The organism is Parvularcula marina (assembly GCF_003399445.1).
Classification (GTDB): Bacteria; Pseudomonadota; Alphaproteobacteria; order Caulobacterales; family Parvularculaceae; genus Parvularcula; species Parvularcula marina.
The window spans coordinates 1,630,698-1,653,481 of the sequence record NZ_QUQO01000001.1; the positions used below are offsets into that span (position 1 = coordinate 1,630,698).

Below are 22,784 nucleotides of genomic sequence, written 5' to 3' on the forward strand. Positions count from 1 at the left end.
CTGGGGGAGATCAGCATGGACTATTTTCTGACGATTGATGGCGTCAATGACGGCACAGACGGCTTCGAGCCATTTGCTCTGTTCGAACACGGCATGTCACGATCTGAAGCGCTACTCTTCTCGGGCTATCAGGGCTTTGGCCCAGTCCGTATAGAAAGTGCGCCTGCGGACATCTCAGTCAATTCATTCAGCAGTCGGCAGGCCATCGAGACAGGCCTCAATACACCCGGCGGCAATGAACAGATTGCTCTGAATGCTGATAACCTCTTGCTTCCAGCTGCCGCTCAGTCCCTGAGCAGCATTTCAGGCATCGCAAAGACCTATCTTTTCATCGATGGGTTGAATGGCGGCTCCACAGATATCGGTTTTGAAGGCGCGTTCGAGATCAACTCTGTGCAGCTTGGCGCCGGCCTTTCCGTCTCCAACGGGACGCCTGGTGCTCCGTCATTCTCCGAGCTGAATGTCACCCTCGAGGGCATGTCGGCTGACTTGCTGTCTGCGATCGCCGCGGGGGCGGGCATTGAGTCCATCCAGGTGCTGGCTGTCGATGGGTCCGGCGACACCCTCTATGATCTGCGTCTTGGTGACGTCTTCGTCACAGGAAATTCTGTTTCCTCAGGTGGCGGTACGCCAAACACCAGTCTGAGCTTTTTCTATGAGAAGATAGGCCTGACACTTGGGGACAAGAGCTTCGGCTTTAATGTGGCCTCGAACATGTCGATCGAAGCCGACGCAATAGCCGAACCAGTTCCGGCGGTGGAGAATGGCCTCGAGGATGGCGCTGCTGTCCAGTATTATCTGACCATTGACGGCTATAATGGCGGCGTCAGTGACAAGGGTTTCAAAGGCGCATTCGAGATTGATTCGTTCCAGTTCGGTGCCGGTGTCGGCGTTTCAGTCGGCGGGGGAGCACCGATGCTCTCCTTGCCCAGCTTCAGTGAGCTGACAGTATCACTGCAGGGTTTTGCGCCGGGGCTGTTTGCCGAGCTGATCGCCTCTCAACGCTTAGGTGCCGTCCAGATCGAGGGCGTCGACGTGAATGGCGATGTCATCTACGATTTGCGGCTTACGGATGTTTTCCTGGGTAGCCAGTCCGTTTCAGCAGGTGGCGCGACACCCGCAAGTTCGCTGAGCTTCAACTATCAGAAAATCGGTCTTATCACCGAGAGCGGAGATTTCGGATACGATTTGCCTTCCGGAACAGAGATCAATGCGCAGAATCTGGCGCAAGCTAGCGCCGACCCCATGCTTGATCTCGAAACTCAGTCTGCAGATAATTACTATCTGATTATCGACAGCGGCGCGAATGGCGCTGCCGGGAAAGGCTATTTCGAGATAGAGCTCGGCTCTGTTCAGTTCGGCGCTGGCGTCGGCATCAGCGGAAACAACAAAAGCGCGCCATCCTTCAGTGAGGTCACTGTCACTTTTAACGGCATTGCCGCCAACCTCTTCGACTTCATCGGCGCCGGAAATAGCATCGGCCCCGTCAGGATCGTGGGTACGGACAATAGTAGCGCGAACGGCTCAAAAGGCGCCGTGATCTATGAGCTGCGGCTTGATGATGCGTATGTCACAGGGAACAGTATTAGTGGCGGGGCGGGCTCAGCCCTTTCAACAAGCCTGTCGCTCGCATCAGAGCGCATCGGCTTCATCACCGATCCCAGCTCCTTCGGTTATGACATCGCAACCCAGACAAGCGCGGATCCTGAAAACTTGCCTGTCGCTATGGCCAATCAAGGCGGCTTCGGAACTGCGGCTATTGAGCAATATTATCTTGTCATCGATGGGCTAGACGGCGGCGTCACCTCGAAAGGTTTTGAAGGCGCATTCGAAATCAACTCCCTGCAATTCGGCGCTGGTGCGCCGCTGCAATTCATGGCCGCGACACCCATGCAGGGAATGCCGAGTTTCTCGGAAATCACAGTTTCTCTCGATGGCATCTCACCAACCCTGTTCACTCTTTTGGCAACGGGCGCTGATCTTGGTGCGGTGAGCATCAAGGGGGTGAGCGCAGGCAGCGTTGTCACCGAGATCCGGCTCGCGGATGCGCTGTTGTCCGGGAATTCCGTCTCGGCAGGCGGCAGCGATTTCAGCTCGAGCCTTAGTTTTGCCTATGATCAGATCGGCATCATCACACCCAACGGGAATGCCGGCTACGATCTTAGCGCTGGTACCCTGATAAATGCGCTCAACATGGATGAGGCTGTCGGGGGAAATGGCAGTGACCATGAAAACGGCGCCGTTGAACAATACTACCTGCTGATTGACGGCCTTAATGGTGGGTCTACGGATAAAGGTTTTAGCGGCTGGTTCGAGATTGACTCACTCCAGTTCGGCGCTGGCCTCTCCATTCAGAATGGCAGTCCTCAGAACGCCGCATTCTTCTCGGAGATATCCGTCAGCCTTGATGGCATTTCGCCCGAGCTACTGGATGAGCTTGCCTCCGGTAACGGGCTCAGTGCGGTCTGGATCGCAGGCATCAATGCAAATGGTGAGGTCATCTATGATCTGCGCCTTGGCGATGTGGACATCACAGGTAATAGCATCAGCGGCGGCAACGGATTTTCTGTCTCCTCAAGCCTGTCATTTGCATATTCGCGGATCGGATTGATCACGACAGAATCGGAATTTGGCTTCAACCTGATCTCAAATACGGTCATCGATCCGGACACCATTGCCAGCCCCGCGGCCAGCGCGATTGATGGCTTGGCTGAAAATGCCGTCACTCAGTACTTCCTGACCATTGACGGGTTTGATGGCGGCTCTTCCGGCAAGGGGGGCGCAGATCAGACCTACCTGCTCGACTCGATCCAGTTTGGTGCTGGCGTCGCCGTGCAGCAGGGCGGCCCCAAAGGTAATCCGTCCTTCTCCGAAATCACGATCATGCTTGATGACATCACGCCAGAACTTTTCGAGGTGCTGGCCAATGGAGACATCCTGCCTTTCGTGCGGATCACTGGGCAGGACAGCAAGGGCTCCACGGTCGTTGATCTGCGTCTGGGTGATGTCTTCGTCACCGGCAATTCCGTCAGTGGCGGGGACTCATCAACCTCCAGCAGCCTCACCCTGAATTATGACGCTTTCGGCCTGATTTCACCGGGCGGCAGCTTCGGCTATGAACTTTCAACGGGCACGGAGATAAATCCAAATTCGATCGGGAATATCGCAACAGAACCGCCTGTTGCAAACGATGATCAAGCGACCACTGACGAAGATGCGTCTGTCATCATCTCCGTCCTTGCCAATGACAGTGATGGCAATGGCGACATGCTCTCAATCTCGAATTTCTCACAAGGGATGAATGGCACCGTCACGGACAATGGCGATGGCACACTGACATATCTGGGCAATCAGGATTTCTTCGGCGCGGACAGCTTCACCTATACGATCAGTGATGGCAATGGCGGCGCCGATACCGCCACGGTCAGCGTCACCATCAATGCAGTCAATGACGCACCCATTGCCAATGACGACAGCTTCTCCGTCGACGAAGACAATGTCCTGATGGGCAATGTGAAATTGAATGACGTCGATGTTGAGGACCATGCCATTTCCCTGCTGGCGGTCGATACTCAACATGGTGTGCTGGTCCTCAACCATGATGGCAGCTTCACCTACACACCGGGTGCTGACTTTAACGGCACGGACAGCTTCACTTATGTCCTTCGCGACCCCGACTTCCCGGCCACACCGCAGGATGTCGCCGTCGTCACGATCACGGTTGATCCGGTCAATGGTGCGCCCATTGCTGGCGACGACATCATCACGGTCAGCGAAGACGCTGGTGTCATGACATCATTCAGCCAGACATTCGATAATAGTCAGCCCACGCTTGCTCTCAATGAAGTCATTGTTTCATCGGGCGTCTTTCCATCTAATGGTGGCAGCGGCGGCATTCTGGGCCTGGCTCATCTCTTCACATACGCTTTTAACTTCACCCCCACCGGGACGGTGAACACTAACGGAAACCTGCTCTCCATTTCTCAGAACACGGCGTTGTTCAGCCTGATTGGCACTATCTATGGCGGAAATGGCGTGACGACTTTCGGTGTACCGAATCTCGACAGCCGCCTGAGTACCGGTGATGATCCAAACACCCTCCTCGGCCTGCAATACGGCACGGACGACATAACCCTCACAAGTGCTAATCTGCCTGCAAGCCTCGGTGGCGAAGACCAGCCGTTCAGCAATGAACAGGACTCACTGGTTGTCAAATACATGATCAATGTCGACGGTTTCTTCCCGTCAGAAAGCGGCGCATCACTTGACTCCATCGGCATGATCCATCGCTTTGCCGGGAATTTCGAGCCCAACGGGATGCTGGAGTGCGACGGACGCCTGCTAAGCATTGCTCAGTATTCGGCTCTATTTGCAGTTATCGGCACGACATATGGCGGTGATGGGCAAACAACTTTTGCCCTGCCCGACCTGCGTGGACGTACGATTGTCGGGGCAGGCAATGGGTTAAACCCTGGCGATGTCATCGGCGAGGATGATACGACCCTGACAGAAGACAACCTGCCGCTAAGTGTTGGTGGCAACAATGATCCGTTTACCAATCAGGGTCCGGCATTGGCGCTCAACATGCTTGTCGCACTGCAAGGATTATTCCCCTCTCAGAGTGGTGGTGGTGGCGGGCCTGATAGCAGCGTGGCCACCCTTGGACAGGTTGTCGCTTTTGCCGGTAATTTCATACCTGGCAACTGGGCGCTTGCGAATGGAGCCATCCTGAACATCAGCCAAAATCCGGCTCTATTTGCGCTTCTCGGCACCACATATGGCGGCAACGGACAGACCAATTTTGCCCTGCCCGACCTGCAGGGGCGCTCAATCATCAATGCGAATTTCCAGGACCCTATCGGGACACAGAGCGGTGGCTCTCAGTATCAGCTCGATCCAAACTCTTTTGATGGCAGCCTGCTGATAAATGACAGTGATCCGGAAGGGGACGATATCTCGATAGTCGCAGTCGAGGGCGACGCCATGAATCTCGGCGTGGAAATCACTTTGGCTTCCGGTGCGCTTCTCACAGTTCATGCCGATGGCTTCTATAGCTACAATCCGAATGGGCAGTTTGAATATCTGGATGCTGGTGAGACTGCGACCGATACCTTCACCTACACGATCAGTGATCCAGACGGCGCGATGGACATTGCGACCGTCACTGTCATGATCAATGGCGTGAACGACGCGCCCATCGCCAATAACGACAGCTTCTCCGTGGACGAAGACAATGTCCTGATGGGCAATGTCAAAGTTAATGATAGTGACCCCGAAGACCACGCCATTTCTCTGCTCGCCGTCGACACCCAACATGGCGTGCTGGTTCTCAACCATGATGGCAGCTTCACCTACACGCCGGGTACTGACTTTAATGGCACGGACAGCTTCACCTATGTCCTGCGCGACCCGGACTTCCCGACCACACCGCAGGACGTTGCGACCGTCACGATCACGATTGATCCAGTCGATGACGACCCTATCGCAGCGGACGACAGCGGCATGGGGTTCACGACGGATGAGGATACGAGCTTCACGACCGGTAACGTGCTCGACAATGATAGCGACCCTGATGGGGGCATGCTGACGGTCGATTCCGCGGATACAACCAGCGCAGCTGGCGCCGCGATCACCAACAATGCCGACGGGACGTTCGATTATGACCCGGGCAGCCTGTTTGACTATCTTGCCGTGAGCGAAACGGCAACGGACACTTTCTCCTACACCGTCACAGACGGTAGCGGCGGGTTCGATACGGCGACCGTGACGGTGACCATTACCGGGGTAAACGATGCCCCGATCCTGCCGGTTGCGCAGGGTTATAATCTGATGCTGCCGGAAGATGCCTTTAACGGATTCCTCGGGATCGGCCTGACCAACAGTCCGGATGTCACCGATGCAGACCTATCAGATCTGGTCTCCGTGAATGTCACCTCGGTCAGCCAATCGGGGGATAAGGCCGGTGTACTGACAAATGAACAGCTCCTGCCTCTCCTCTTTATTCCGGGTAATCCGATTATCGGGGCGGGAAGCACGGAAGGCGAAATTGTTCTCAACTTTAGCGGAGAGGCTGGACTGTTCGACTTCCTGCAGGCCGGCGATCTGCTGGAGATCACCTACACCTTCACGGCCACTGACTCACAAGGCGCAACCGATACATCCTCTATCGACTTCCGTATCACCGGCGTGAACGACGCCCCGATTGCGGCAGGCGACAGTGGCGCCGCCTTCACAACGGATGAGGACACAAGCTTCACGACAGGCAATGTCCTCGCAAACGACAGCGACCCTGACATGGGGGATGTGCTGAATGTCAGTGACGCGACACCTCTCACCTTCCTGAGTGATGCGGGCGCCATGATCACCAATAATGGCGACGGCACCTTTGATTACGATCCGGGTGGGCTTTTCGACTATCTCGACGCCGGGGAGGCAACGACGGATAGCTTCTCCTATATCGTCAGTGACGGGAATGGCGGCTTTGAAGCGGCACAGGTCACCATCACCATCAATGGGGTCAATGACGCGCCCATCGCCAATAATGACAGCTACATGGTGGACGAAGACAATGTCCTGATGGGCAATGTCAAAACCAATGACAGCGATCCGGAAGACCACGCCATCTCCCTGCTGGCGGTCGATACCCAGCATGGTGTGCTCGTCCTCAACCATGATGGAAGCTTCACCTACACACCGGGTGCTGACTTTACCGGCACGGACAGCTTCACCTACGTCCTGCGCGACCCAGACTTCCCGACGACACCGCAAGATTTCGCTGTGGTTACGATCACGGTTGATCCTGTCAATGATGCTCCCGTCGCCATGGATGATGACGTCACCACCGATGAAGACGTGGCGATCATCATTTCTGTGCTTGCCAATGACAGCGATGTAGATGGTGACATGCTCTCCATCATGAGCTTCAGCCAGGGGGCAAACGGCACCGTCACCGACAACGGCGATGGCACGCTCACTTATCTGGGGAATGCGGATTTCAACGGGACTGACAGTTTCACCTACACGATCAGCGACGGAAATGGCGGCACCTCTACGGCAACCGTCAATGTGACGGTTGATCCGGTCAATGACGATCCAGTTGCGATGGATGATGATGTCACCACCGACGAGGATGTGGCGATAATCATCTCCGTCCTGTCTAACGACAGTGACGTCGACGGCGACATGCTCTCCATCTTGAGCTTCAGCCAGGGGGCAAACGGCACCGTCACCGACAATGGCGATGGTACGCTCACCTATCTAGGCAATCAGGATTATTTCGGGACGGACAGCTTTACCTACACCGTTAGCGACGGGAATGGCGGTACCGACACGGCAACTGTCACCGTGACCATCAATTCGGTCGAGGACGATCCGCTCGACCTGACCGGCACGCCTGGCCCCGACACGCTCATGGGCGCCGACGGGAATGACACCCTCAATGGGCTCGGCCAGGATGATGTTCTTGATGGTGCTGCTGGCGATGATACGCTCTTCGGGGCTGCTGGCGATGACACACTCCTCGGCCAGAATGGTGAGGACACCCTCAATGGGGCGTATGGGGACGACTCCCTTGATGGCGGCAATGGCGCCGACAGCCTGCTAGGTGATCGCGGCGAAGATACACTTCTCGGCGGCGAAGGCGATGACACGGCCAAGGGTGGCCGCGATGATGACACCCTGCTTGGTGGTGGCGGCAATGACCTTCTCATCGGCAATAATGGCGTCGACATGCTCAATGGCGAAGACGGCGATGACGAGTTGCGCGGCGGCTACGGTAATGACGTCCTGCTCGGCGAGGATGGCGACGACCTTCTGAAAGGTGAAGACCTCGATGACTCGCTTGTGGGCGGCGATGGTCAGGACACGCTCGAAGGCGGCAATGATCGCGACACGCTGTATGGCGGCAATGACGATGACCTGCTGCTGGGCGGCAATGGCCGCGACATCCTCTACGGCGAGAATGGCGAGGACGTCCTTCGCGGTGGGTTCGGCAATGACGCACTTGACGGCGGCGAAGGCAATGACGCACTCGATGGCGGCGATGACAATGACACGCTTGATGGCGGGGCCGGCGTCGATACGCTCGAAGGCGGGGACGGCAGAGACCTGCTGATGGGCGGTGCTGATAACGATCTGCTGATGGGCGAAGGCGGCCGCGATACGCTGCTTGGCGGCGGTGGCGATGATGATCTGCGCGGCGGCAATTCTGATGACATGCTCGAAGGCGGCGATGGCGAAGACATCCTCTCTGGCGGAATGGGGGATGACACACTAATCGGCGGCAGTGGTGATGACACCTTCACCTTCTTCGGTAATGTCGAGAATGGTGATAATCTGCTGACGGACTTTGACACTGGCGCTGGGTCAGAAGATGTCATCCGCCTCGTCGGTTTCGGCGAAGCATTCGACGAATTCGCCGATATCCTCGCTGCGGCCAGCCAGGTTGGCCTGAATACCGTCATTGACCTGGGCGGCGGCAATTCCATCATCCTGACGGATACGGTGGTCGCTGATCTGCATCAGGACGACTTCGTCTTCATCTGATGATAGGCGGCGTCTCGGCATAAAAGACGAGCGCACCGGCTCACCTAACGTGTCGTTGTGGCGACCGCGCAGTCCGGCCGAAGCGATACTCTGTGAGCGATGTAATCGTCGTTAGAGTTCGGTCCGCATGTGATAGCCTGGGCGGTAACACAGCTTCGTCGTCGTGATGTAGAGGTCGCGAAGCCAAGTCGTGCGTTCGACAGTGAAGAGCGGCGCACCTAATGACGTCGCAAGCGCTTGCGCTTCGATCTGTCCGGCTGCCATCGCCGAAAATCGAACATCGCCGCTCGAATAGGGAACTTCTCTGACGAGCCACTCGTTTGCGCTGATAATGTCGAAGGGAGCATCGACAACGCCCGGCGCCGCCTTGATGTTCACCCATCGGTCTTCAAACGCATAGGGCTGGCCGTCACTCAGATGCACGGTGTGAAGGCGAAGAACGCGCGCGCCTGTCGCAAGTCGCAGGCGAGACTGAATGAAGCCCGGCGCCTTTAGCGTTTCACGGAAGGCGACTCGTGAGCTGTAGGCTCCACCAGCGGCTTCGATCTCGTGACGAAGGATAGGTATACGAAACTTTGCCTGCCGCGACGGAATCTCTCTTACGCGTGTGCCCGCTCGCCGCTTGCGCTCGATCAGGCCATCTTCGGCGAGTTTCTGAAGGGCGCGATTCACAGTCGTGCGAGAGCAGCCATATTCCTCGGCAAGATCGGTTTCACCGGGCATCATCGCGCCGGGCGCCCATTCGCCATCGGTAATACGACCACGAATGGCTTCACGAATCGAGATGTGATTACGCTCGTTCAAAGATCGGCTCTCAGCTCAGCCATGACCGCGTCAAACCGGGCACGGATTACGTCACGCCGGATATGTTCACCCTGCCTGACGGCATGACGACCTGCGGACCAGACGTCACTGACGGCGCTATCGTCTCCCGCGAATATCCAGGCGTCGAGGAGATGATCATCTTCCATGCCCGCAAGGTAGGGCTTCGCGCCGTCGAGCGCGACGAGATCGGCAAGTGCGCCGGGCGCGATCCGACCCGAATCGCGTCCCAGCGCCTGCGCGCCGCCGGCTGTCACATGATCATAGAGGAAACGCCCGCAGGAGCGTGCATCGGCAAGCACGGCCCGGCGCCGCAACGTTAGCCGCTGCGAATATTCAAGCAGGCGCAGCTCTTCGGTGAGGGAGATACGGACATTGGAGTCGGAGCCGACCGCCATTCGTCCGCCTGCGTCAATAAAGGCGGCGGCAGGAAATACGCCGTCACCGAGATTGGCTTCAGTGATGGGGCAAAGCCCCGCCACGCTCTTTGACACCGCTGCATCACGGGTTTCGTCCGGGCTCATATGTGTTGCGTGGATGAGGCACCAGTTCTCGGCAATCTCGGCATGATCGAGAAGCCAGCGCACTGGTGTCGAGCCGAGCGCGGCCTTGACCTCATCCACTTCTGCGGTCTGCTCGGCGATATGGATATGAACGGGGGCATCTTTTGCGAGATCCGCCGCAAGGGCGAGCCCCTCTTGGGTCACCGCGCGCAGGGAATGCGGCGCAACACCAAGACGAAAGTCATCTGCAAACAGATTTATCTTAGAATGGATCGACTCGTGGAGACGTTCAAATCGCTCAAGATCGCAGCCGAATCTCAACTGTCCGTCCTTGAGCGCGCGATCATCGAGACCACCGCGCATATAGAGCACCGGAAGGTGTGTACAGCCGATCCCCGTTTCATCCGCCGCATTCAGAATGCGACCCGACATCTCCGCCGGGTCATCGTAAGCCTCTCCCCCATTCTGATGGTGGAGGTAGTGAAATTCTCCGACAGCGGCGTAACCGGCCTCGAGCATTTCGACCTGAACCTGCGCGGCGATGGCTTCCACATGTTCCGGCGTCAACCGTTCGACAAAGCGATACATCAGCTCACGCCATGTCCAGAAATTATCCGTACCCGCTTTGCCGCGAAACTCCGTCAACCCTGCCAGAGCGCGCTGAAAACTGTGGGAGTGCACATTCCCCGGCGCCGGGAGCAGGATGTCCACGCGCGTGGCGTCCGGCAAATCCCCGTCGCCGATGGCGGTGATGCTGCCGTCTTCGCCGATGGTCACATGTGCATCGCGGCGCCAGCCTGCCGTCGTCAGCATCTGCTTTGCGAAAATCGCCCGTCGCAATGGCTTGCACCCTCTGCTAATATGTGTACACATATTAGACCATAACGCAGATATTTCAAGCATCGCGGAACACCAACATATGCCCGCACGGCTCCTGACCCAATGCAGACTGGCGACTATGACGCCGGGCGGGGCACCATACGGCCTGGTGGAAGATGCGGCGATCGCGATTGATAACGGACGTATCGCCTGGGCGGGCGCATCACCCGAATTACCCTCGCAGTATACAGAACTTCCAGAAGAGCTGCTGGGCGGACGTCTCGTCACCCCAGCGCTGATCGACTGTCATACCCATCTCGTCCATGGCGGCGACCGTGCGCGGGAATTCGAGATGCGCCTCAACGGGGTGAGCTATGAAGAGATCGCCCGCGCTGGCGGCGGCATAAACTCCACGGTCGTCTCGACGCGCGCGGCAAGCGAGCAGGAACTGATCGATACGGCGCTCATCCGCCTCGACAGCCTGATTGCGGATGGTGTCGCCGTCGTTGAAATAAAATCAGGCTACGGCCTTACCGTGGACGATGAACTCCGCATGCTGCGTGTCGCACGGCGGCTCGGCGAGTTGCGGCCTGTCAAGGTCGTCACGACCTGGCTTGCTGCGCATGCCATGCCGAGAGATTTCAACGGTGACGCTGACCAATATATCAACGACGTTGTGATCGCCGGGCTGGAACGAGCGGCAGCAGAGGGCCTTGTCGATGCCGTCGACGGCTATTGTGAGAATATCGCCTTTTCGCCTGCACAGATCGAACGGGTCTTTCAGAAAGCGCGCGAGCTCGGCCTGCCAGTAAAACTTCACGCCGAGCAGCTTTCCGACCAGAAGGGCGCGGTGCTTGCCGCCCGCTATGGCGCGCTTTCGGCCGATCATCTTGAACATCTTGCGCCCGAGGATGCAGGCGCGCTAGCCGCTGCGGGCTCTGTCGCGGTCCTGCTTCCCGGCGCTTTTTACGCGCTGCGCGAGACGAAGCTGCCGCCGATTGAGGCACTGCGCAGCGCCGGCGTTCCGATGGCCGTGGCAACCGACTGCAATCCCGGCACTTCGCCTTTGTCATCCCTCCTCGTTACCATGAACATGGCCTGCGTGCTCTTCCGTCTGACCCCAGAAGAAGCGCTTGCAGGGGCGACCAGCGCCGCCGCCAAGGCGCTCGGACTTTCAGGTGAGTACGGAACTATCGAGCCCGATACCCGAGCGGAGCTTGCAGTCTGGAACGTCAAACACCCGGCGGAGCTGAGCTATCGTATCGGGCGCTCCCCCCTTGAACGGCGGATCTCAGCCATGGAGACAGCATGAGCATCGTCCTCAACCCCGGTCAGGCAACTCTGACCCTGCTGGAACGGATCTATCGCGGCGAAGAGGCTTTTCACCTCGACCGTACCGCGCGTGCTGGCGTCGATCAGTCAGCGGAGAAAATTGCGCAGGCTGTCAGAGGCTCAGCCCCGATCTATGGCGTCAATACAGGCTTTGGGAAGCTGGCATCGGTCCGCATCGAGACAGCACATATCGAGCAGCTTCAACGCAACCTTATTCTCTCCCATTGCGCCGGCACGGGCGCACCACTTCCTGCGGCGATCACGCGCCTGATCATGGCCTTGAAACTCTTGTCACTCGGGCGCGGCGCGTCCGGCGTGCGATGGGAGCTCATTGAGCAGATCGAGACTTACGTCGCAGCCGGAATACTACCGGTCATCCCGTCGCAAGGTTCGGTCGGCGCCTCCGGCGACCTTGCACCTCTTGCCCATATGACTGCGGCGCTGATCGGTGAGGGCGAGGTCGCCTTCCGGGGCGCGACGATGCAAACGGCGGATGCCTTATCCATGGCAGGGATTTCTCCCCTACCGCTGGGGCCTAAGGAAGGCCTTGCCATGATCAATGGTACGCAGGTGTCGACGGCGCTGGCGCTTGCCGGGCTCTTCGATGCATGGCGGCTGGCGGTAGGCAGCCTTACGACCTGCGCACTGTCCGTAGACGCCGCAATGGGAACGGCCGCACCTTTCCGGGAGGAGATCCACCTCCTGCGCGGCCACCCCGGCCAGATCGATGCGGCGCGTCGTCTGCGCGAACTCCTGTCGGGATCCGGTATCAATGCCAGCCACATCGATGGTGACGAGCGTGTCCAGGACCCTTACTGCCTGCGCTGTCAGCCGCAAGTCGCCGGCGCCTGCATCGATCTCATGCGCCGAGCCGGGGCATCCCTTCTTATCGAAGCCAATGCTGTGACCGATAACCCGCTCGTGCTGCCGGACGGCGACATCGTTTCGGGCGGCAATTTTCACGCTGAGCCCGTGGCCTTTGCTGCCGACGAGATCGCCATCGCCATTGCCGAAACGGGCGCGATTTCGCAGCGACGCATTTCTCTGCTTGTCGATCCGGCCTTGAGCTATGGCCTGCCGGCTTTTCTGACGCCCGCGCCCGGGCTGAATTCCGGCCTGATGATCGCGGAAGTCACCTCCGCGGCTCTGATGAGCGAGAACAAGGCGCTCGCCAATCCGCGTTCGGTCGATTCCACACCGACCTCGGCCAATCAGGAAGACCATGTCTCGATGGCATGTCACGGCGCGCGGCGGCTTGAGGAGATGAATAACAATCTTGCCGGGATCATCGCGGTCGAGGCGATGGCCGGCGCGCAAGGGATCGATCTGCGCGCGCCCCTCCAGACGAGCGAAAAGCTGTCAGGCGTCATCAAAGAGATCCGCAGTGTATGCCCTCCGCTTACGGATGACAGGATCCTCTCAGGCGACATAGAGGCTCTGAAGACTGTTGCATTATCGACGACACGACTCGCGGACATAGGCGGCGTCGCACCCGTCATGCTGGAGCTTGTGCCGTGACCCCGGTAAGTGTTCACGAAGGCACAGCACCCGTCATCCTCGTCCAGCCCCATTCGGGGACATTCGTTCCCGTAGAGATCGAAGCGCGTCTGAACCCCTGCGGCCGCGAACTTCTTGATACAGACTGGCATGTGGACCGGCTTTATGAAGACCTCCTTCCAGAGGCCAGCGTGGTCCGGGCGAATTTTCATCGCTATGTCATCGACGCCAATCGCGACCCTTCCGGCGTCAGCCTCTATCCCGGCCAGAACACGACCGGCCTCGTCCCTCTCGTCACGTTTGACGAACAGCCGATCTGGGCGGAACCGCCTACAGATGAAGAGATTGAGGCGCGGCGCAGGGACTATCATTCCGCCTATCATGCTGCGCTGTCGCTGGAGATCGAAAGGGTGAAGGCCCGCCACGGCGTCGCCGTTCTTTATGACTGCCATTCGATCAGGTCCCGGTTGCCCTTCCTCTTCGAAGGTGAGTTGCCCGACCTCAATATCGGCACGAATAATGGCGAGAGCTGCGCACGCGCCCTCGAGAGTGCTGCCACTGATATTTGTGCGCAGTCGGATTTTTCTTGCGTCCTCAATGGCCGTTTCCGGGGCGGCTGGACGACTCGTCATTATGGAAAACCCCGAACGGGCGTCCATGCGATCCAGATGGAGATCGCCCAGCACTGCTATCTTGAAACCGAAGCGCCGCCCTTCGCCTATAACGACAGCAAGGCAGATAAATTGCGCAAAACGCTCAAACAGATACTCGAACGCGTCAATGCGCTGGCGCTCAGCGGAGAACTCGAAGGAGACGGATCGTGACTGACAGACTGGCCAACAGACGTGAGGTCAAGGCCCCAACCGGATCAGAGCTCAACTGCCTTTCATGGACGACGGAAGCACCTTTCCGTATGCTGCATAATAATCTCGATCGTGAGGTGGCGGAGAATCCGGACGAACTCGTCGTCTATGGCGGCATAGGGCGGGCCGCCCGCACATGGGCTGACTTCGACAGAATTTCTACCGCACTGAAGACGTTACGCGAGGACCAGACGTTGCTGGTTCAATCGGGCCGGCCGGTTGGTGTTTTCGAGACGCACAAGGATGCGCCGCGCGTGCTCATCGCCAACTCCAACCTCGTTCCACACTGGGCGACCTGGGAGAAATTCAACGAACTCGACCGCAAAGGGCTGATGATGTACGGCCAGATGACAGCCGGATCGTGGATCTATATCGGTACGCAGGGGATCGTTCAGGGGACGTATGAAACATTCGTCGAGGCGGGCCGGCGCCACTACAGCGGCGATTTAAAGGGACGCTGGATCCTGACCGGCGGGCTCGGCGGCATGGGCGGCGCACAGCCGCTCGCCGCGGTAATGGCCGGCGCCTGCTGCCTCGCGGTCGAATGCAATCCCGACAGCATCGATTTCCGTCTGCGTACGCGCTATCTCGATGAGAAGGCCGAAACGCTGGACGAGGCGCTCGAGATGATCGAGCGCTGGACAAAGGCCGGAGAAGCAAAATCAGTCGGCCTTCTCGGCAATGCCGCCGACATCTTTCCCGAACTCGTCAAGCGCGGCGTGAAGCCTGACATCGTCACCGATCAGACCTCGGCCCATGACCCGGTGAACGGCTATCTACCGCTTGGCTGGACGATGGCAGAATGGCGCACCAAACGCGAAACTGATCCGAAGGCGGTCGAAAAAGCTGCACGCGCCTCAATGAAAATCCATGTGCAGGCGATGCTGGATTTCTGGAATGCAGACGTTCCGACACTCGATTACGGCAACAACATCCGCCAGATGGCGTTTGAAGAAGGGCTTGAGAAGGCGTTTGATTTTCCAGGCTTTGTGCCGGCCTATATCCGCCCGCTCTTCTGCCGTGGCGTCGGGCCGTTCCGCTGGGCGGCGCTATCCGGTGATCCGGAAGATATTTACCGTACGGACGAAAAAGTAAAAGAGCTGCTGCCGGACAATGCGCATCTGCATAACTGGCTCGACATGGCGCGCGCGCGGATTTCGTTCCAAGGGTTGCCGGCGCGGATCTGCTGGGTCGGATTGGGTGATCGCCATCGCCTCGGGCTCGCCTTCAACGAAATGGTCGCAAACGGTGAACTCAAGGCGCCGGTCGTGATCGGCCGCGATCATCTCGATTCAGGGTCGGTCGCCAGCCCGAACCGTGAAACCGAGGCGATGAAAGACGGCTCGGACGCCGTATCCGACTGGCCGCTCCTGAATGCGCTTCTGAACACTGCGTCCGGCGCCACCTGGGTGTCACTGCATCATGGCGGCGGCGTCGGCATGGGCTTCTCGCAGCATGCCGGCATGGTCATCGTCGCCGATGGTACCGAAGACGCCGCGCGGCGCCTGAAGCGTGTCCTCTGGAACGATCCGGCGAGCGGCGTCATGCGCCACGCGCACGCAGGCTATGATGATGCTGTGGCGTGCGCGCAGGAGATGGGTTTGGAACTCGGCCTATCGAAGTAGGCTGACGAAGGTCGCGACTGAAGCGCGGTCGATCTGGTCGCCCCAGTGGAAGCAACGGACAAAGCACAGTTAGCTGTGAAGGAAAAATGGCGCACCCGAGAGGATTCGAACCTCTGGCCTCTGCCTTCGGAGGGCAGCGCTCTATCCAGCTGAGCTACGGGTGCGAAGAGGACCCCCGATAGCGGTCCTTGACGAGGTCAGCAAGAAGAAAGCTGAGCCATAAGCTCAAGGCCCTCGTTTACAGCCAACCTGCACAGGCCCGCGTGCACCAACCCCCCGAGGTACAAAAAACCCGGCATCGCCATCTGGCCATGCCGGGTTCTTAAAATTCGAATGCGAGAAGCGCTTAGCGCTCGCCCGTCACCTGGTTGACGATACGGCCAGGGGCCAGACCATCTGCCTTCACGAAGGTGTCGACCACATCGGTCAGCGCTTCGAAGCTGACTTCGTGGCTGGACGGGTTCAGGCCAACCTGCTGGGCAAGCGACGCATTGGCGAGGATGCCGCGCATGTTGAGACCATTGGCCGACAGATCGCTGTCGGTCGGCGCCTTCACCGTATTGGTAGCTTCATAAAGATGGCGGTCAAAGGTGGATGCCATGTGCAGGTAATTGGCGATCGAGATCGCAAGGTTACCGCGCGGTGTGCCGTAATCTGCAATGTCATAGCGGCTGACATAGGCGACGCCTGAGTCATCAAGACCCGTCGAGACGAACGCATAGCGGTAGTTGAAGGCCGCAACCGTGCGCGACGGCGCGTTGCTCTTGAACAGGGCCAGCATGTGCAGCCCGCGGCACTTGGTGCCTTTGTCGTTACAAGCCGTCGGCGTGAGCTGGAATTTGAGGCCGTTCGGTGCCGCGGCGAGAATGATTTTCTGGCCATCGGGCAGCTTTGCGCCCTGATATTTCAGGCCCATCTCATCAAGGATCGGCAGGATCGAGACCGCATCAAAGCTCTCAAGAATTTCCGTTGGATTGGAAATCGGTGCTTTCTCTACAGCCAAGGAATTGCTTTGTGCCGCTGCTATCCCCATAGCCAGCGACCCGGCAGCCGCAATACATGCGCCTTTCAGAATGTTCTTGATCATCTCATCCCCAGTCAGTTCGTTGCCCACCATCGCCGCCCTGCTACAGCGGCATCACAGGAAGTCTTAACCCAAAAAACGCCATTGGGGTAGCCGCCCCGACCTGAAATCCCCAAAAACACCCCCAGATCGACGCAGGATCCACTCCTTTCATGCCCAAAAATCCTCCCATCACCCAGCCTTCGAAAAAGCCGAAAATCATTGAAGGCCTGGCAAGCCGGGGCGCAGCCCTTGATATCCTTCGCCTTTTGCGCAGCGGTTTGGCGCTTGATGAGGCGCTTTCTGTCTCAAAGACGTTTGAATCGCTTGAGGGGGCGGATCGCGGCTTCGCGCGGGCACTGGTCATGACCGTGCTGCGCCGGCGCAACACGCTTGATGAAATCTACGCGCCTTTCCTCGACCGACCGCTGAAACCGAACCAGCACGAGGTGCGGACCATTCTGCGGCTGGCGGCCGCGCAAATCATCTTCCTTGAGACCCCGCCTCATGCTGCCGCCTCGACTGCTGTGGATCTGGCGCGCGAGCGCCGGGAGACGGCGGGCTTTGCCAAGTTGATCAACGCGCTTTGCCGCCGCATGGCGGAGGCCGACCCCGAGCGGATCAAGGCTCTGCCGCCCCGCACCGACACGCCCGGCTGGTTCTGGCGCAAGCTTGAGCGCAGCCATGGCGCAAAGGCCGCCCGCACTATCGCGCAGGTTCATGCCTCAGAGCCGCCGCTCGACCTTACCTTCCGAACGTCAGCCGACCGTGATGAATGGGCGGAAAAGTTGGGTGCCGAGCCTGTGGGGGAGGTATCGCTCCGCCAGCTCGACCGCGGACGGACCGAGAATATTGAGGGGTATGAGGACGGTATCTGGTGGGTCCAGGATCTCGCCGCCACCCTGCCCGCCCGCCTTGCCGGCGACGTTGCAGGCAAGCGCGTCTATGACCTTTGTGCCGCTCCCGGCGGCAAGACGATGCAGCTGGCTGCGGCAGGCGCGGATGTCACGGCTGTCGACATCTCCCCCTCACGGATGGAGCGGCTGACGGCAAACCTTCAGCGCACCAATCTTAAGGCGACAAGCTTCATCTGTGATGTCCTCGACTGGCAACCCGAAGACCTTGCCGATGTCGTTCTTCTTGATGCGCCCTGCACAGCGACGGGGACTGTCCGTCGGCACCCGGACCTTCTCTGGTCAAAGAAAGAAGAAGACGCCGAAGCCCTCGCCGTCCTTCAGGACCGGATGCTCGATCATGTCACCGCCATGGTTGCACCCGGCGGGCTTCTGATCTTTGCGACCTGCTCGCTCCTCCCCGAAGAGGGGGAGGAACGAGCCGCAAGGTTCCTGAAGACGCATCCCGAATTTGAGCGCGTGCCCGTGACCGAGGAAGATGTTGCCGGCCTGCCGGTGATCAACCGTGACGGAGACCTGCGCTGCACCCCGGCCGTCCTTGCCGACAAGGGCGGCATGGACGGGTTCTTTGCGGCACGCTTCCGCAAGAAAGACTAGCTAGCGCGCAAAGCCGCCCAGCCAGTTCCAGAATTCTGCCGGATTATTCTGGCAGAATTTTCTCAGCACACGCGCATAATCGAGCAATGGCTGGACTTCATCGATCCTGACACCAAGGCGTTCGGAGATTTCATCAATCGCCGAGCCGTCAGATGTCATCCGATATGCGGTGAAGGCTCGCCACTCATCTGTCTCGGAGAGAAGCCCGCGCAACAACTCATCCCTTGCCTCAAAGGCTGACTGGGAAAGCTCCCTGCCGCGTCCTTCATTATTCCTCTTTGAACAGATCGTGCAGCTATTCTCGATACATTCACCGAACAGAACGATTTGCGCTTCGTGACGGCCAGCCTTGTCCGACACATTCGAGCCTTCACCTGAGGACGCACCTCCTCTGCTTGCCTGCCTTTTCCAGACAGCAAGCGCGGAGACAGTCTTCGCAAACTGATCAAGCGTTGCGGGATCACCGATTTCGATCAGCAAAGTCACGTCCTGCCGAAATTTCCGCGCGCACGGCTCCTCGTCATGGAACTCCATTTTATCCACCACCTCATACTCCCAGATTGACGCCGCCCAACGGCACGTATATTAAATATACTCATATAGTTTTTGGGTCAATATAGTTAATTTACTTATCGGGCGAATCATGCAGCCAAATGATCTCAAACTACGCTGGGGTGTCGAGCAACGCCTTGAATTCATTGAGTATCGGCTGTTCTGGGAGGGGTATGTAAATCGCGGAGATATTATTGACCGATATGGCGTTTCGGTCCCTCAGGCCTCCAAAGACCTCGCTCAATACCAGGAAGCTGCCCCCGATAATCTCGATTACGACCGGCGCGCCAAAAAATATGTGCCGCTGCCAGGATTCAAACCAATCTATCTGAAACCGGATGCCGAGGATTACCTGACCAAGCTGGTGTCACGCACGTCCCAGTCATCCGATCTGCTGTCGGGTATCGAATATCCAAAGGCGGACATGATCCCGAACCTCAACAGGAAGCTTGATCCTGATGTCCTGCGCAGCCTGACGACCGCCAGCCGCCACTTGCAGGTCGTGGAGGTTGCCTATCAGTCCATGACGTCAGAAGCGTCTGCACCGACATTGCGGAAGATCAGCCCGCATGGGTTCGGCAGCGACGGGATGCGGTGGCATGTCCGTGGTTATTGTCACCGGGATGACATCTTCAAGGACTTCCTCATCTCCCGGTTTCACGACATTAGGGCAATTGAAGCGTCCGAGATTGATCCGAGAACAGACCTTCAATGGCATTCGACACTGAATGTCATCCTTACCCCCAATCCCGCGCTCTCAGAAGCCCAGCAGGATGTCATTGCAGCAGATTACGGGATGCTGAATGGCCGTCTGGAAGTCGACGTCCGGAAATCATTCCTCTTCTACTTCCTTCGACGATACCGGCTCGACCTGACAGATCTGTCGCCAGACCCGCGCGAGGCGCCGCTTGTCATCGAAAACCGGTCGGCGTTTGAAGAAGCACTTGTTTCAAATCAGAACTGAGGTGCGCCGATCAGAGCTCCGGGCGGCTGCGGCGGATCTCATCGACGGCGAGCTTGGCATCACGCAGGCCTGCGCCCGTATCCTCCCGCAAGCGCCGGATCGCCGGGATGACTTTTTTCTCGGCCAAAAGGTTGTCGATATCGGCGCGCGCTTCTGCGGTCAGTTTTGACACCAGCAGCCCGGGGTCCTGCGCCGGCTGGGCCAGCGCCCGGTCCTCATCAGTGGCGCGCGCAAAACGGCCCATCACATAGCCGAGAATGAAGACCCCGAAGAGGAGCCATAAGGAGGTTGCGCCGCTTTCCATGAAATGACGCTAGCACCAATGACTTGCCGCAATCTTAGCGCTTGCCTTGGCCCTACTTTGCCCATATGAGCGCCCCCTTCCGCTGGACGGTGCCCCGGCGGGAATTCTGATATCGGCACCGCGGAGAAGAAAAATGTCGATTACGCCCGAGCGTAAAGCCGAACTTATTGCCGAATACGCCATCAAAGAAGGCGACACCGGCTCCCCCGAAGTTCAGGTCGCGATCCTGACGGACCGGATCAACACGCTGACCGAGCACTTCAAAGAGCACAAAAAAGACAATCACTCGCGCCGCGGCCTCCTCAAAATGGTTTCGCAGCGCCGCCGCCTGCTCGATTATGTCCGCGCCAAGGAAGAAGCACGCTACCTGTCGCTGATCGAGCGCCTGTCGCTGCGCCGCTAATCCGCGCGAACATCTGAATTTGAAGAGGCCGCCCGGAACACCCGAGGCGGCCTTTTTCATCTTCAAGTTCTCTGACCGAAACGTCACGCCAGCGCGTTAACCTTGAGGACTCGAATTCAGCTATAGTGATGGATCACTGAACGCTGGAGGCCCCGTGACGGATACGAACAAGTCGGCAAACACTGAAGCGCCGTCACAAGCCGCCGCCCTGTCATCTGGCGACAAAGCCGATAAGGATCCGCGCCAGCTCTGGGGGCCGTCCTATCTCGACACGTCGTCGTGGAAGTGGGTGCCGGGCTGGCTCTATCCCTATATGCGGCCCGAAATGCTCGCCATGCTGATGCTTGGCTTCGCATCCGGCCTGCCGCTCTACATGTTCTATTCGAAGACCTCGATCTGGCTGCGGGATTCAGGGATCGAGCGATCGACCATCGGGTTCTTCTACTGGATCGGCCTTGCCTACACCCTCAAATGGATCTGGGCGCCGGTCATCGACAAGACCGTCATCCCCCTTCTCGGCCGCTCGGTCGGCCATCGCCGCTCGTGGATGATGGTGTCGATTGCCGGAACGGTCGCGGGCCTCCTCATCCTAGCCACCGCCGACCCGTCACAAGGATTGATCCGGGTTCTGATCGGCGCCGGCCTCGTTGCCTTCTCGGGCGCGACGCTCGATGTCTCGATTGACGCCTGGCGGATTGAAAGCGCGCCGAACAAAGCACAGGCAAACATGGCCGCGTCCTACTCCCTTGGCTATCGGGGCGCGCTAATTTTCTCTGGTCTTGGCGTCAGCCTCGCCGGATGGGCAGATAGCTGGACGATTGCCTTTTGCGCGATGGCCGCGGGCATGGCTGCCTGCGCTATTCTCATCCTGCTGATCAAGGAGCCATCACAGCGCAAGCAGAACCAGAATCTGGACGGCCTCCCGTTTTTGGCAGGGCCGATCAATGCGACTGCCGTGGCAACTGCAATATTTGTGGCGGCCCGCATCCCCAAGATGTTCGGCATCGAGACGATTGTCGTCGACATCCTCGCTGTCGTCGCCGTTGCGGCGTTAATTATCGGCCCGCTTCTGTTCCGGGGCACCAAATCGCCTTTGCCCTTCCGCCTTCTTCTCGCGGGCGTCGGTGCCGCTTTCGTCTACTCTCACGAGATCGCAAGCCTCTCCAGCGTGCCCCAAGATACGCCGCTCTTCGATGTCATCCTTGCCGTGGTCTCAATCCTGATCATCGGGATTTACGCCCGGATCGTCTATCAGCTAGTCACATCGGCCTTCGGCACCACAGCCGACACAACCGAGGAAGCACCGCGAGGGAAGTTCTACTCGCTCTTTGCCACGCCGCTTTTGCAGGTCTGGGACCGTTTCGGCAAAGTCCTGATCCCGATCCTTGTCCTTGTGCTGATCTACCGCACGAGTGACTTCACCATGGGGGTGATGGCTGGCCCGCTCTATATCGACCTTGGCTACCAGAAGGAGACAATCGGCCTGATGCAGTCATCAGGTGTCTTCGCAATTATTGCCGGTCTCTTCGTCGGCGGGCTGGTCGCCAACCAGATTGGCGTCATGCGCTCCCTCTTGGTGGGCGCTGTACTGACGATCGTAACGACGGCCTTTTATGCCTATTTCGCAACCGTCGGGGGCGAAGGCGAAACGCTGCTGCTCGCCACCGCCATCAATGCCGACAATTTCGCCGGTGGGTTCGTCACCACCGTCTTCATCGGCTACCTCTCAAGCCTCGTTGATCCGAAATATGCCGCGACCCAATACGCGCTCTTCTCATCGCTCTACGCCCTGCTTAACAAACTGGTCGCGGGCTTCTCAGGCCTGATCGTCGATGCGCTGGGCTATTTCTGGTTCTTCCTGCTGACTGCTAGCTATTCCATTCCGGCAATCGCGCTGATCTTCGTCGTCATGGCCATGCAGAAGAAATATCCGCCTAAACCGGTCGGCGATGCCCTCGAGGAACCATCCGTATAGGCAGCAA

Annotated in this window: 14 protein-coding genes and 1 tRNA gene; 9 read left to right on the plus strand and 6 right to left on the minus strand. The window is 58.5% G+C overall.

Features of this window, described 5'->3' with window-relative positions; translation table 11 throughout:
* The first annotated feature begins 15 nt into the window (after positions 1-15).
* Complete coding sequence (locus tag DX908_RS07790) at positions 16-8,544, plus strand: cadherin-like domain-containing protein (protein WP_158548586.1); 8,529 nt, start codon at positions 16-18, stop codon at positions 8,542-8,544.
* Positions 8,545-8,655: 111 nt separating this feature from the next.
* On the opposite strand, the gene hutC is transcribed toward DX908_RS07790, so the two are convergent.
* The gene (gene hutC / locus DX908_RS07795; RefSeq protein WP_116391796.1) at positions 8,656-9,348 is read right to left on the minus strand and encodes a histidine utilization transcriptional repressor HutC; all 693 of its coding nucleotides are present in this window, start codon (positions 9,346-9,348) and stop codon (positions 8,656-8,658) included.
* Complete coding sequence (locus DX908_RS07800) at positions 9,345-10,709, minus strand: formimidoylglutamate deiminase (RefSeq protein WP_199564637.1); 1,365 nt, start codon at positions 10,707-10,709, stop codon at positions 9,345-9,347. The genes hutC and DX908_RS07800 overlap by 4 nt, the downstream gene beginning before the upstream one ends.
* A 79-nt stretch (positions 10,710-10,788) precedes the next feature.
* On the opposite strand from DX908_RS07800, the gene hutI reads away from it, so the two are divergent.
* The 4 genes from hutI to hutU are packed head-to-tail and all read left to right on the plus strand — an operon-like array spanning position 10,789 to position 16,005.
* On the plus strand, positions 10,789-12,000 hold the full coding sequence (gene hutI / locus DX908_RS07805; RefSeq protein WP_116391798.1) for an imidazolonepropionase: 1,212 nt from the start codon (positions 10,789-10,791) through the stop codon (positions 11,998-12,000).
* On the plus strand, positions 11,997-13,538 hold the full coding sequence (hutH, locus tag DX908_RS07810; protein WP_116391799.1) for a histidine ammonia-lyase: 1,542 nt from the start codon (positions 11,997-11,999) through the stop codon (positions 13,536-13,538). Before hutI ends, hutH begins: the two co-directional genes overlap by 4 nt.
* On the plus strand, positions 13,535-14,341 hold the full coding sequence (hutG, locus tag DX908_RS07815) for an N-formylglutamate deformylase (RefSeq protein ID WP_116391800.1): 807 nt from the start codon (positions 13,535-13,537) through the stop codon (positions 14,339-14,341). Before hutH ends, hutG begins: the two co-directional genes overlap by 4 nt.
* On the plus strand, positions 14,338-16,005 hold the full coding sequence (gene hutU, locus DX908_RS07820) for a urocanate hydratase (protein WP_116391801.1): 1,668 nt from the start codon (positions 14,338-14,340) through the stop codon (positions 16,003-16,005). The genes hutG and hutU overlap by 4 nt, the downstream gene beginning before the upstream one ends.
* A gap of 87 nt (positions 16,006-16,092) precedes the next feature.
* Here the strand turns inward: hutU and DX908_RS07825 are convergent.
* Positions 16,093-16,169: transfer RNA gene (locus tag DX908_RS07825), tRNA-Arg, on the minus strand.
* A gap of 182 nt (positions 16,170-16,351) precedes the next feature.
* Positions 16,352-17,122 carry a type III secretion system chaperone family protein gene (locus DX908_RS07830; protein WP_116391802.1) on the minus strand — a complete coding sequence of 257 codons (771 nt, stop codon included), beginning with the start codon at positions 17,120-17,122 and terminating at the stop codon, positions 16,352-16,354.
* 119 nt (positions 17,123-17,241) lie between these two features.
* Here DX908_RS07830 and DX908_RS07835 point away from each other — a divergent pair, with 119 nt between their 5' ends.
* On the plus strand, positions 17,242-18,579 hold the full coding sequence (locus tag DX908_RS07835) for an RsmB/NOP family class I SAM-dependent RNA methyltransferase (protein WP_116391803.1): 1,338 nt from the start codon (positions 17,242-17,244) through the stop codon (positions 18,577-18,579).
* On the opposite strand, the gene DX908_RS07840 is transcribed toward DX908_RS07835, so the two are convergent.
* The gene (locus DX908_RS07840) at positions 18,580-19,065 is read right to left on the minus strand and encodes a hypothetical protein (protein ID WP_233508652.1); all 486 of its coding nucleotides are present in this window, start codon (positions 19,063-19,065) and stop codon (positions 18,580-18,582) included. It lies immediately after the preceding gene.
* Between the two features lie 157 nt (positions 19,066-19,222).
* On the opposite strand from DX908_RS07840, the gene DX908_RS07845 reads away from it, so the two are divergent.
* Positions 19,223-20,095 (plus strand): BrxR family helix-turn-helix transcriptional regulator, encoded by an 873-nt coding sequence (locus DX908_RS07845; protein ID WP_116391805.1) that lies wholly within the window; start codon positions 19,223-19,225, stop codon positions 20,093-20,095.
* Between the two features lie 10 nt (positions 20,096-20,105).
* Here DX908_RS07845 and DX908_RS07850 read toward each other — a convergent pair whose 3' ends face one another.
* Positions 20,106-20,399 (minus strand): hypothetical protein, encoded by a 294-nt coding sequence (locus tag DX908_RS07850; protein ID WP_116391806.1) that lies wholly within the window; start codon positions 20,397-20,399, stop codon positions 20,106-20,108.
* Positions 20,400-20,532: 133 nt separating this feature from the next.
* On the opposite strand from DX908_RS07850, the gene rpsO reads away from it, so the two are divergent.
* Together rpsO and DX908_RS16425 are read left to right on the plus strand one after the other, a co-directional pair.
* Entirely contained in the window at positions 20,533-20,802 is a 270-nt protein-coding gene (gene rpsO, locus DX908_RS07855; RefSeq protein ID WP_116391807.1) for a 30S ribosomal protein S15, read from the plus strand.
* 154 nt (positions 20,803-20,956) lie between these two features.
* A complete protein-coding gene (locus DX908_RS16425; protein WP_199564639.1) occupies positions 20,957-22,777 on the plus strand; it encodes an AmpG family muropeptide MFS transporter in 1,821 nt (606 codons plus the stop codon).
* Positions 22,778-22,784 lie beyond the last annotated feature (7 nt).